This is a genomic window from Paenibacillus sp. FSL R5-0912 (assembly GCF_000758605.1).
Classification (GTDB): domain Bacteria; phylum Bacillota; class Bacilli; order Paenibacillales; family Paenibacillaceae; genus Paenibacillus_AQ.
Map to the genome: position 1 here is coordinate 1,764,146 of NZ_CP009282.1, position 12,917 is coordinate 1,777,062.

Genomic DNA, 12,917 nt, shown 5'->3' on the forward strand with positions numbered 1-12,917 from the left:
GATACTATGAGCGATCAGAACCAAAGCAAAGAGATAAGCGGGGATCAGATTGATGCCGGCGAATTGCTCAACGCCTTAATGGCGATGAAGAAAGGAAACTTCTCCCACAGAATGCCCTATGACCGCACAGGAATAGCCGGTAAGGTAGCGGATACCTTCAACGAGATCATGGATATTCAGGAAAGTCTGGTGAATGAAGTCCAGACAGTAGCCAGAGTGGTCGGTAAAGAAGGTAATCTGTCGCGCAGATTCGTGCAGAAGAATCTGGGCGGCTCCTGGGAGACCATTACCGATTCGCTGAACGGGATGGTTATTGACTTAATTCAGCCGACCAGCGAGATGGTCCGGGTAATTAACGCCGTAGCCAAAGGCGATCTGTCCCAGAAGGTGGAGCTGGAGATTGAAGGACGACCGCTCACTGGTGAATTCCAGCGGACGGCAAGCAATATTAACATGATGGTGAATCAGCTCAGCACATTTGCCTCCGAGGTCACCCGGGTAGCACGCGAGGTCGGCACGGAAGGGATTCTGGGCGGCCAGGCAGATGTCAAAGGGGTATCGGGAACCTGGAAAGACTTAACTGACAGCGTAAATTACATGGCGACTAACCTCACGGATCAGGTACGTAATATTGCGGCGGTAACGACTGCTGTGGCGAACGGTGATCTGTCAAAGCAAATTACAGTAAATGCACGGGGAGAAATCCTTGAGCTCAAAAATACGATCAACACCATGGTGGATCAGCTCTCCATGTTCTCTTCCGAGGTTACTCGTGTAGCACGAGAGGTTGGCACGGAGGGTAAGCTTGGCGGGCAGGCAGACGTGAAGGATGTATCGGGTACATGGCGGGATCTAACCGAAAGCGTAAACTACATGGCCTCCAACCTGACCAACCAGGTGCGTAACATCGCGGTTGTGACCACAGCGGTCGCAAACGGCGATCTGTCGAAGAAGATTACTGCCGATGTCCAGGGCGAAATTCTGGAGCTCAAGAACACCATCAACACGATGGTGGATCAGCTGTCGACCTTCGCTTCCGAGGTTACCCGGATGGCGCGTGAGGTCGGTACGGAAGGGATCCTTGGCGGACAGGCGGATGTCAAAGGCGTATCCGGCACCTGGCGGGATTTGACGGAAAGCGTAAATTACATGGCCTCGAACTTAACCAATCAGGTGCGCAACATTGCCGAAGTAACAACCGCCGTCGCTAAGGGCGACTTATCGAAGACAATAACCGTTGATGCGAAAGGCGAGATTCTCCAGTTGAAGAGCACCATCAATATTATGGTGGATCAGCTCAGCAACTTCGCCTCCGAGGTGACGCGGGTAGCGCGGGAGGTCTCTACGGAAGGAATCCTCGGCGGTCAGGCAGATGTGAAGGGGGTATCCGGCACCTGGAAGGATTTAACGGACAGTGTGAACTTTATGGCGGGTACCCTGACCGATCAGGTACGTAATATCGCTGAAGTGACAACGGCGGTTGCCAAGGGCGACTTGTCCAAGCAGATCACGGTAAATGCGACCGGAGAAATCCTGGAGCTCAAGAACACCATTAACACGATGGTAGAGCAGCTCTCTACCTTCGCTTCCGAGGTTACCCGTGTGGCACGTGAGGTCGGTACCGAGGGCATGCTGGGCGGACAGGCCCAGGTTAAAGGCGTTGCCGGGACCTGGCGGGATTTGACCGAGAGTGTAAACTATATGGCCTCGAACTTGACCAATCAGGTGCGTAACATTGCTGTTGTAACGACGGCAGTAGCGAACGGGGATCTGTCCAAGAAAATCACTGCCGATGTCCAGGGCGAAATCCTGGAGCTCAAAAATACCATCAATACAATGGTGGACCAGCTCTCGATGTTCTCCTCTGAGGTGACGCGTGTGGCCCGCGAGGTAGGTACAGACGGCAAACTGGGCGGACAGGCGCAGGTGAAGGGCGTCGGCGGAACCTGGAAAGACTTGACCGAAGGCGTAAATAATATGGCCCGGAATCTGACGGACCAGGTGCGGAATATTGCGGACGTTACGACGGCGGTAGCCAAAGGGGATCTGTCCAAGAAGATTACCGTAGATGTCAAAGGTGAAATCCTGGAGCTCAAGAATACGATCAACACCATGGTGGACCAGCTCTCGATCTTCGCTTCTGAGGTTACGCGTGTAGCGCGCGAGGTCGGCACGGACGGCAAGCTCGGGGCGCAGGCAGAAGTTAAGGATGTTTCTGGTACCTGGAAAGATCTGACCGATACGGTCAACTACATGGCCAGCAACCTGACCATTCAGATGCGCAACATTGCCGGTGTTACGACAGCGGTAGCGAACGGCGATCTGTCCAAGAAGATTACGGTAGACGTTAAAGGCGAACTGCTTGAGCTGAAAAATACGATTAATACGATGGTGGACCAGCTGAATTCATTCGCTTCCGAGGTTACCCGTGTGGCCCGCGAGGTCGGTACAGACGGTAAGCTGGGCGGGCAAGCCCAGGTGCGCGGCGTCGGGGGGATCTGGAAGGATCTGACCGACAACGTTAACATTATGGCGACCAATCTGACGGATCAGGTGCGCGGGATCGCCAAGGTTGTGACGGCTGTTGCGAACGGTAATCTGAAGCAAAAGCTGACCGTGGAAGCCAAAGGCGAAATCGCCGAGCTGACCGATACCATTAATAATATGATCGAGACGCTGGCGACCTTCGCCGACCAGGTGACCACGGTGGCGCGGGAGGTAGGCGCCGAAGGGAAGCTGGGCGGACAAGCCAGTGTGCCTGGAGCAGCAGGAACGTGGCGTGACCTGACCGACAACGTTAACTACATGGCGAGTACGCTTACCACGCAGGTTCGAGCCATTACGAATGTTGCCACGGCGGTAACGAATGGCGATCTGTCACGGGCCATCGACGTATCCGCCTCCGGAGAAGTCGCGACACTCAAAGACAATATTAACGAAATGATCCGGAACCTGAAGGAGACGACCCGTATCAATACTGAGCAGGATTGGCTCAAAACCAACCTGGCCAAATTCTCAAGGATGCTGCAAGGGCAAAGAGATCTGTACGCGGTGAGCCGCATGATCCTGTCCGAGCTGGCTCCGCTTGTATCTATGCAGCATGGGGTCTTCTACATCAATGAACCGTCCGGCGGTGAAGCGGTTCTGAAGCTGTTCGCCAGCTATGCTTACCAGAGCCGCAAGCATCTGGCGAATGAATTCCGGGCCGGGCAAGGGCTGGTCGGCCAGTGCCTGATTGAGAAGCAGCGCATCCTGCTTACCAACGTACCGGGTGATTATGTAGTGATCTCGTCCGCACTGGGAGAAGCCACACCGCTTAATATTATTTTGCTGCCGATTATATTCGAAGATCAGGTGCTGGCGATTCTGGAGCTGGCTACCTTCCGTCCATACAGTGATATCGACATTGCCTTCCTGGATCAGCTTACCGAATCCATCGGCATTGTGATCAACACCATGCAGGCAAACCAGCGTACGGAGGAATTGCTGATCCAATCACAGTCGCTCACCGAGGAGCTCCAGAAGCAGCAGATGGAGCTGCGGAGTACGAATGACGAGCTTGAGGATAAAGCGAAGCTGCTGGTGCTGCAGAAGGCGGAAGTCGAGAGCAAGAACCATGAGGTAGAGGTAGCCAAACGTTACCTGGAGGAGAAAGCGGAACAGCTTGCCCTCACGTCCAAGTACAAATCCGAGTTCCTGGCCAACATGTCTCATGAGCTGCGTACCCCGCTGAATTCCTTGCTGCTCCTGGCAGAACAGCTGGCCGAGAACCCGGATGAGAATCTTCATGAGATTCAGGTGAAGTTCGCGAAGACCATTCAGGACTCCGGACTTGAATTGCTTAACCTTATCAACGATATTCTGGATCTGTCCAAAATCGAATCGGGCACGATTACGCCGGATTACAGCGAGGTTTCTCTGGCAGAGCTGACAGACGGGCTGGACCGTACCTTCCGCCATATGGTGGATGCCAAGAAGCTGGACTACCGGATCATCATTGATTCCGGTGTGCCGGCCAGAATAGCAACGGATTTCAAGCGGCTGCAGCAAATTCTGAAGAACCTGCTGTCCAACGCCTTCAAGTTCACGGAGCAAGGGCAGATCATGCTGCAGATCCGCAAAGCAGGCGAGGGCTGGCATCCGGAGAATGAATCGCTGACGCGGGCCAAAACAGTGATCTGCTTCTCTGTAAGCGACACAGGAATCGGTATCCCGCCTGAAAAGCAGCAGATTATCTTCGAAGCCTTCCAGCAGGCGGATGGCAGCACGAACCGGGAATACGGCGGGACAGGCCTGGGTCTTGCCATATCCCGCGAGATTGCCGAGATGCTAGGCGGAGAAATCACCCTGTACAGTGAAGCGGGCAAAGGGAGCGTCTTTAATCTGTACCTGCCCACTGAAGCGGAATTCACCGAGCCGGAGATCCCCAAGGCACATGTTCCGGAGGTGATCGATATCACCCCATCCAAACGCAGAAGTACTCTGGCTAAGCCGGCAGATGACACGTTCCTTGATGACCGGGATCAGATCGGGCCGGGAGACCGTGTCTTCCTGATTATTGAGGATGACCAGAAGTTCAATGAAATTATGCTGGATCTGCTCCACAAAAAAGGAATCAAAGCCGTGATTACATCCAGCGGCTATGATGTGCTGGAGCTTGTTCATAAGTACCAGCCGATTGCTATAACACTCGATCTGCATCTCGGCGGAGACGCCGACGGCTGGCTGGTACTCGAGCAGCTGAAGAACGATATTGAGGTGCGGCATATTCCGGTCTGTGTGATGACGGTCGATGAGGATGAGGTACTGCTGTTACAGCGGGGCGCTCATGATTACTTCCGCAAACCGGTAACCAATGAAGAGCTGGAGAATGCGCTCGACCGTCTGAACCAGTTTGCAGATCAGAAGACCAGAAATCTGCTGGTGGCGGTCCAGAATGAGGAAGAGCGCAAGCAAATCATTGAGCTGTTAAGCAACGCTGATATCAGTCTCACGGCAGTGGACACGGCACGCAAAGCATTGAACCAGATCAACACCAAAGAATTCGATTGTGTGGTGCTGGACAGCGGCCTGACGGAGATGAATCTCATCCGGTTTATCCGGGATATGTACAAGAACGCCAAGAACAAAAGGATTCCCGTCCTGGTCCACATGAGCAGGAAGCTAACACCGGCGGAAGAAAGTGAGTGGGATGAGCTGGTCAAAATGGCGGTGCTCAAAGAGGTGAAATCGAATCTCCAGCTGATCGATGAAACGACCCTCTTCCTGCACCGCAAGGCGGAGAACCTGCCGTCCGGTTCAAAGGATAAGCTGGTTAAGCTGCATCACTCGGATGAAATGATTGAGTCTAAAAAAGTGCTTGTAGTGGATGATGATATCCGGAACATCTTCGCACTCACTTCCATTCTGGAACGTCATCAGATGAAGGTCATCCCTGCGGAGAACGGCCAGGATGCCATCACTCTTCTGGAACAGACACCGGACATCGAAATTGTCCTGATGGATATCATGATGCCGGGGATGGACGGCTATGAAACGACTCGTGCCATCCGGCTCAAGCCGGAATTCAAGGACCTCCCCATTCTTGCGCTGACGGCGAAAGCGATGAAGGGAGACCGGGAGCTATGCCTCGAAGCAGGCTGTTCGGATTACATTACCAAACCGGTCAACAGTGCGCAGCTGTTATCTATGATGCGTACATGGCTGGATAACGATAACTAAGACTTATCAAACAGGAGCCGATTCCAAAGCCATGAAAAAGGCTGCTTGGATCAGGCTCCTATTTTATTCAAAATGATGGGAGGGTTCAAGCCGCAGGCAGGATGATCTTTCGATAAACAGCGTATCGACCTTGACCTTGGTGGTGACGGCAGACGGCCTTTGAATGGCAGCGGTTAACAGATCAACAGCCCATGCAGCCATCCGCTCTTTCTCTACATGAACAGTAGTCAGCTCCGGTGTCACGATAAGAGCTTCGTTGATATTATCAAATCCGATGACAGACACATCATCCGGAATCGAGAAGCCCAGTTCGCTGAGCGCCTTCATGGTGCTGATGGCAATATAATCACATTCACAGAAGAAAGCTGTGGGGAAGGGCTGTCCGCTCTCCCGTAAGTGCTGCAGCTTGTCCAGCAACGGCCCCTGGGAGGAGAACATGGTTGGGGGCACCGCCAGAATGTTGCTCCGGGATATCTCCACATGATATTCAGCCATTGCTGACATGAATCCCCGTTGCCGCTCATCGAAGTTATGTATCCGTTCCTCGGAAGCGATATAACCTATTCTCTGATGTCCCCGCTCTGCCAGATAGGTCCCTGCCTGATAAGCCCCCATGTAATTATTGATTTCCACAAAATGGACAGGGAGCGCATCGAAGCAAGTGTCCAGGACGACCAGGTGTGGCAGCTTGTCCGCAATATCGGCAATTCTGGAAGCCCCTAAATTGGTGCCCAGAAGAATAACTCCGCTGGTCCGTTCCTCCATAATCGTCCGGATTCCCTCCGCATAGTGCTTCTCTTCGATCGCTGAGAAGATCAGGCTGTAACCGCCCATACGGCAGCGCTCTTCAATATGATGAATGAGCTCCCGGAAAAAAGGCTGCTGATAATATTGCTCATGGACAAGCCCGGCATTGGTGAACACCAGGAATCTCAAGGATCTGCCGTTCGGATCTGCAGGCGCCGCCCGTCCTTTACCTGAATATCCTAATTCTTTGGCCAGGCGGAGAATACGCTCACGTGTATCCTGTGAAACCCCTGGTTTCCCGTTCAGCGCCAGAGAGACGGCTCCTTTGGAGACCCCGGCCAGTTTAGCAAGCTCCTCCATATTCAACGGATATTCCTCCATTCTGAGCATGTTAAGTATGTTTAGTGTAAGGGAAGATATTAAATTTAGCAATTGGACAGATTTCTTATGGGATCGATCGGGCGAGTTGATAGAAGCTCATAGGTTATGGTGGAGTGTTTAGCTTTGTTTAGTTGATCTTAGAGCTGATTAAACCACTTTTCATAGTGAGAAATAACGTTATTGACGAAGTTTGCTTGCGTAGTGTAGGATTATTTTATATAAACAATATTGGTTTATGTTAAATTTGTTTAGTATTTGTTTAGTTCTTTTTTTGTTATTTATATTGATCGTTATTTATCTAATGTTTCATGCTGAAGGGAGCAGGTATTATGACTATTCAAGGGAGTGTCTCTATTTCGGTCCCAAACCCGGTCCTCCAATGGGGAGTATGTGAAATTGTACTGCATGGAGGGCCAGTACAGGGAAATCCGTTTACGGATGTTTCATTACATGCACAATTTACACTCGGAGAGCGCTCAATTCAAACTTCCGGGTTCTATGACGGGGAGGGTGTGTACCGCATCCGGTTCATGCCAGGCAGCCCAGGGAAGTGGGGGTTCCGGACAAGCAGCTCAGAACCCTCTCTTCACGGAATTGAAGGAGCCTTCGAATGTTCTGCGGCAAGTGCAGGGAATCATGGGCCGGTCCGCGTCAGGAATACCTTTCATTTTGCCTATGAAGACGGGACGCCGTATCTTCCTGTCGGAACCACGTGCTACGCATGGACCCACCAGGAAGAAGAGATGGAACAGCAGACTCTGGAAACTTTGAAAGCGACTTCATTCAACAAAATAAGAATGTGTGTCTTCCCTAAGTCATATTCCTACAACTCGAATGAGCCAGTGTATTATCCGTTCGAAGGCTCGCCTCAGGATGGCTGGGATTATAGCAGATTTAACCCGGCATTTTTCCGGCATTTGGAGGAGCGGATTGCCGACCTCGGCGCACTTGGCATCGAAGCAGATCTTATTCTATTCCATCCCTACGACCGCTGGGGATATGCTGATATGGGCAAGGAAGCGGATGACCGTTATCTTCATTACCTCGTGGCAAGACTCTCGGCTTACCGCAATATCTGGTGGTCTCTTGCGAATGAATATGATTTCATGGGAAACAAGACGCTTGAGGACTGGGAGCGATACGCCAGAATCGTGACAGACAATGATCCTTATCAGCATCTGATCTCTAACCACAATGGCTCGATATTCTACGATTTTGGCCAACCCTGGGTTACCCACTGCAGTATTCAGCGTGTTGACGTATACAAGACATCTGAGAATACAGACGAATGGAGACAACAATGGAACAAGCCGGTAGTGATCGACGAATGTGCTTATGAAGGCAACATCGAACACGGCTGGGGGAACATTACCGGAGAAGAAATGACCCGCCGGTTCTGGGAAGGATTCGTCCGCGGAGGATATGTGGGGCACGGTGAAACCTATCTGCATCCGGAGGACAAGCTTTGGTGGGCCAAGGGCGGCCAGCTCTACGGAACCAGTCCTGAGCGTATTGCGTTTTTGCGGCGTGTATTGGAAGAAGGACCTGCCGGGGGCTTGAACCCCTTGCCTTCCCAGTGGGATCTGCCTTGTGCCGGGGTTGAAGATGAATATTATCTGTTCTATTTCGGGTTTAATCAGCCTATGTTCCGTGATTTCAAGATGAACCCTGGTATCCGTTATACGGTTGAGCTGCTCGATACCTGGAACATGACCGTGGAGACACTGGAGGGCGGCTATGAAGGCACTTTCCGGATCGGCCTGCCCGGGCGGACTTACATGGCGGTGAGAATGACGCGTCTCTATGGAGACAATCAGCAGTTAGGGACATCTTAGTAGAGGTGAAGGATATGTGGAAGATAGGTGTTGTGGGTGCGGGGTATTGGTCCGATAAGCATTTGAAGGCTTGGCAGCGTATCCCCGGGGTTCAGATTCAAGGCTTGTGCGATATAGATACGGAAAGGCTGCATAGAAAAGCACAGGAATACGGTATTCCCACCGGTAAGTTGTACGCTACGCTGGATGAGATGCTGGCTGCTGCAGATGTAGATGTGATAGATATAATTACTGCGCCTGGTACCCATCCGGAGTTAGTTGGTTCAGCTGCCCGGGCAGGCAAACATATCATGTGCCAGAAGCCGTTTGCCCGTTCCATCGAAGAAGCCCGTGGCATGGTTGAAACCGCCAAGGCTGCGAAGGTGCGGCTGATGGTCACAGAGAATTGGCGCTGGCTGCAGCCGGTCCAGATCCTCAAGCAATTGCTTGCTGACGGTGCAGCCGGAGACTTACAGATGATCCGCTATATTCATACCGATTATTATTCGCCGCGGTTTGCACCGGAGAATGAGCTTCCGCAGCCGTTCTTCCGGGAGATGCCGAAGCTGCTGTTCTATGAGATGGGCGTTCACTGGTATGATACATGGCGGTTCCTGTTTGGAGATCCTAAGCGGTTGTATGCGGAGATGAGACGGATCAGCCCGTACATTACAGGTGAGGATGCGGGACTGATTACCCTCGGATATGAGGATTATATGGGCTTAATGGATATGAGCTGGGCGACCCGGCAGAATCTGCAGGGCAAGCTAACGGCACCTGTGCTGCCTAATCATCTGGAGCAGCTGATCATCGAGGGAGATAAGGCAACAGTGAAGCTATACAGCAGCGGCACCATCAGCGTGATTGATAACAATGGTGAGGAGACTATAGCTTCGGAGAATAACGGTCTTGATTTCGAAGAGAGCCACTACCGCCTGCAGTCTCATTTCATTCACTGCCTGAACACGGGCGGGGAATTCCAGACGAGCGGAGAAGACAATTTGAAGACGCTGGAGCTAGTATTCGAAACGTACAGAAGCGCTGAGGAACATAGGGTTATACATTTTAAGCAGCTTTAGCGCCGTGATGTGTTCATGATAGATTATTGCCAACACCCCGAACTACTCCGCCTAAGCGGAAGGCTTGGGGTGTTCTATGTTTATACAAATAGATATTTTGAAATTGAAGTAAATATAGATTTGCTCTATTTTGAAGCAGGAAAATATAAACACATATTGAATACATCAAGCAAAGAGGGAGGATGGAAATGGGATACAGTGAAAATCAGTTACGCTCGTCATTAACACCGGCAGTTTCAATGATTCTGAACACTCATTATCACTCTGTAATCATGAAAAACCCCCAATCCGCCTGGTTCATAGAGACGCATAAGGAATTATTAGATGCAACCTTCACTATGACCTTAATGTCTATAATAGAAGCATTGTTCCTGGGGCCTTCTGATTATGAGCAGTACCTGCACACACAGGAGCAAGAGGGGTTTGCGCAAGGGGCTTATACTGCAGAGATATTTGGCGACCATTTTGATATTCTGCTTGAAATGAGCAAAGATTTGAACTTAACCGCACAGAATATGATGTTTCGGACCATTGAAGCGCTTGTGGATGATTCGGCGAATCGGCTTTTTTTCTATAATCGGCTGATGGAATCCAACTGGACCCGGTTTACCGGCTTCGCTCAAGGTTATTTGTCTAATAAAAATCAGCAGATCGACAATCTGCATGAACAAAAAATCACGGTTATGGGACAGATGGCGGCAGGCATGGCACATGAAATCCGTAATCCGCTGGCTTCAATTAAGGGCTTCGCCCAGCTTGTGAATAATAGGCTTAACGAGCCTGAGATCAAAGCTAATGAACTGCGGGCCTATATGGATATTACAATTAAAGAGATCGATACGCTGAACGGCTTAGTTACAGACTTCCTGATGCTGTCGCGGAAAGGGGATCATGCGAAGAATAGCGGCGAAGTGTTTAATGTAATTGAGGTTATACATAGAGTAAACAATATTGTGAATCAGCTCATACTTAGCGGCGATATTATTCTGGCTGTGGATTATTCCGATGAAACTATTCTGACTTTCGGAAATGCCTCACAGCTGGAGCAGGTCTTCCTGAATATTTTGAAGAATAGCTTAGATTCCTTCACCGCATGCCAAGGCAAGATAGATATTACAGTAACCACTGCGGATGAGACCCATGAAGTCATGTTGATCTTCAAAGACAATGGCGAAGGGATACCGCCGGATAAATTAAAAAGGATCTTCGATCCGTTCTTTACCACCAAGCCAAAAGGGACAGGCATCGGCTTGTCCATCTGTAAACAATTAATCGAAATGTATGGCGGACAGATTAGGGTAGATTCAGAACTTCAGGCAGGAACCAGCGTGAGGGTTACTTTGCCGTGGGTGTGCGAATCCAATGAGCGTGTGAAGAGTGGTCTGTTGAATGCCCAGTAGGGAGCTTTGGTGTTTTCACGTACACTAGAAGGATAGAGCAATTTTCGAACTGAGCTGCGGGGTGAGTGGAATGGAGAAGCTGATCGAACGGATCAAGGGTGAATTATTGGCAAAAGCAACGATAGAGAGTGTTGATCCACTGGAACCCGTGAAGGTCCGTAGCGTGCCGAAGCCCTGGAGGGTGCTGGGAACAGGGAATTACGCCGCCGTATTCTATCATCCGGAAGCTCCCGATTATGCAGTGAAGGTGTACGCCCCGGGCAGGCCGGGCCTTGCGGAAGAAGCAGAGGTGTACCGCCGCCTCGGCCGTCATCCGGCATTCTCCGAATGCAATTACAGCGGACCGGACTTTCTGATCCTGAAACGGCTGCAAGGAGTTACCTTCTATGACTCGATGAAACGGGGAATTCTCATCACCGCGCAGGCCATAGAAGATATTGACAGTGGGCTGGGTTATGCCCGTTCCCGCGGACTCCACCCGCATGATGTCCACGCCAAGAATGTGATGGTTCAGGACGGCCGCGGCCTGATCGTAGATATATCCGATTTCCTGAAGGATGAGGACTGCAGCATGTGGGAGGATTTCAAGAAGGCGTATTATCACCTGTACCGGCCTGTTGCCTCCCGCTGGATGTTTCCGGTTCCCCGGCCCATTCTGGAGATCGTCCGCAAGGGCTACCGGTTGTGGCGGCGGTTGAAGGAATAAGCTGGGCGGTCACTTATTTCTATTACCGGAGGATGGAATAGTAGGCGACCGATTCGTCGATTAAGCGGGATAACGTCAACTCACGGAAGCGGCTGTTTACCGGGTATGGAGTAAAGACGGCATGAGAGTTTCCCTGATGCGCATGTTCTCCGTGCCCCGCGGTAACGGGAACCCTGACCTGAAGAATGCCGGATAAGGCGGATTGCAGCAATCCAAGCTGACCTGTTGCCCACTCCTGCTCCTTGCGGCGCAAGGTTACCAATATCTCCTCCACTGTTGAATGGTGAATACATCTCAGAGGAGCCCCCCATCTCGTCAAATCAAAGGATTGTCCACTTCTTGTAATCTCGATCTCGCATGCCCCGTAATGAATTTGTTCTCCCCAAGTGAGCCGCAGCAGCAGATATAATGAACCGGCCCGGACCGGTCTGTCGGCGAACGAAGGAGTGGTATCAAATGCAAAGAGTTCAATCTGTGACAGCTTGTTACTATTCATGGATGCTGCCCTCCTGAAGTTCCATAGGCACTATTGATGTTAAATGATGGGTTTGTTTCACCCGGGCCAGATAACCGGTAAGCTGGGCTTCATTCTCGCAAACGGCCGCATGCTCCAGCCAGATACTATATTTAGTTTTACGGACAACAGACAGATGCAAGGGGAAATTGTCACGGGACCGGAGGACATACCAGCCGCAAGGCATACTTTTCCAGGGTTCCTTGAAGGCTGTCCAAAAAGCCAGCCGCTTGCGCGTCTGCCAGTCACGTTCCTGCTGCTTGACTCGGATGCTAGTGTAAATATTGTACAGCACCTGTTCATTCGAACAAGTGAAGTAGGCTGAGGATCTGCAAAAGTGAAACAGAGTTTCAATCTGGTCTGTCCCAAATCCGTAACCCACAACATACCGTTGCTTGCCCTCTTCGTACCACAGTACCCCAAAGCTCGAAAACTCCAGACTTACCGGATCCAGCATATACGGATGAATGCCCAAATAATAGGTTTTCGCTGTCTGTATCTCTGCCACTCTTCAAGACTCCCTCCTGCTTACAGGAACTCAGCATAGTTGTTAAA

Annotated in this window: 8 protein-coding genes; 5 read left to right on the forward strand and 3 right to left on the reverse strand. The window is 51.1% G+C overall.

Annotated features, from left to right (window positions below; genetic code table 11):
* Positions 1-6 precede the first annotated feature (6 nt).
* The gene (locus tag R50912_RS07535) at positions 7-5,721 is read left to right on the forward strand and encodes a HAMP domain-containing protein (RefSeq protein WP_042233631.1); all 5,715 of its coding nucleotides are present in this window, start codon (positions 7-9) and stop codon (positions 5,719-5,721) included.
* A gap of 63 nt (positions 5,722-5,784) precedes the next feature.
* Here the strand turns inward: R50912_RS07535 and R50912_RS07540 are convergent, their stop codons facing one another.
* Positions 5,785-6,834, reverse strand: coding sequence for a LacI family DNA-binding transcriptional regulator (locus R50912_RS07540; protein WP_197073050.1), 1,050 nt, complete (start codon positions 6,832-6,834; stop codon positions 5,785-5,787).
* A gap of 344 nt (positions 6,835-7,178) precedes the next feature.
* On the opposite strand from R50912_RS07540, the gene R50912_RS07545 reads away from it, so the two are divergent.
* The 4 genes from R50912_RS07545 to R50912_RS07560 all read left to right on the forward strand — a co-directional run bounded on the left by R50912_RS07545 (position 7,179) and on the right by R50912_RS07560 (position 11,848).
* Positions 7,179-8,684, forward strand: coding sequence for a DUF5605 domain-containing protein (locus R50912_RS07545; protein ID WP_042233636.1), 1,506 nt, complete (start codon positions 7,179-7,181; stop codon positions 8,682-8,684).
* A 14-nt stretch (positions 8,685-8,698) separates the two neighbouring features.
* Positions 8,699-9,742 carry a Gfo/Idh/MocA family protein gene (locus tag R50912_RS07550; RefSeq protein WP_042233638.1) on the forward strand — a complete coding sequence of 348 codons (1,044 nt, stop codon included), beginning with the start codon at positions 8,699-8,701 and terminating at the stop codon, positions 9,740-9,742.
* Between the two features lie 188 nt (positions 9,743-9,930).
* Entirely contained in the window at positions 9,931-11,142 is a 1,212-nt protein-coding gene (locus R50912_RS07555; RefSeq protein ID WP_042233640.1) for a sensor histidine kinase, read from the forward strand.
* Between the two features lie 70 nt (positions 11,143-11,212).
* Entirely contained in the window at positions 11,213-11,848 is a 636-nt protein-coding gene (locus R50912_RS07560; RefSeq protein ID WP_042233642.1) for a serine/threonine-protein kinase, read from the forward strand.
* Between the two features lie 22 nt (positions 11,849-11,870).
* Here R50912_RS07560 and R50912_RS07565 read toward each other — a convergent pair whose 3' ends face one another.
* Entirely contained in the window at positions 11,871-12,344 is a 474-nt protein-coding gene (locus R50912_RS07565; protein WP_042233644.1) for a hypothetical protein, read from the reverse strand.
* On the reverse strand, positions 12,337-12,870 hold the full coding sequence (locus R50912_RS07570; RefSeq protein ID WP_042233646.1) for a hypothetical protein: 534 nt from the start codon (positions 12,868-12,870) through the stop codon (positions 12,337-12,339). The genes R50912_RS07565 and R50912_RS07570 overlap by 8 nt, the downstream gene beginning before the upstream one ends.
* Between the last annotated feature and the right edge of the window lie 47 nt (positions 12,871-12,917).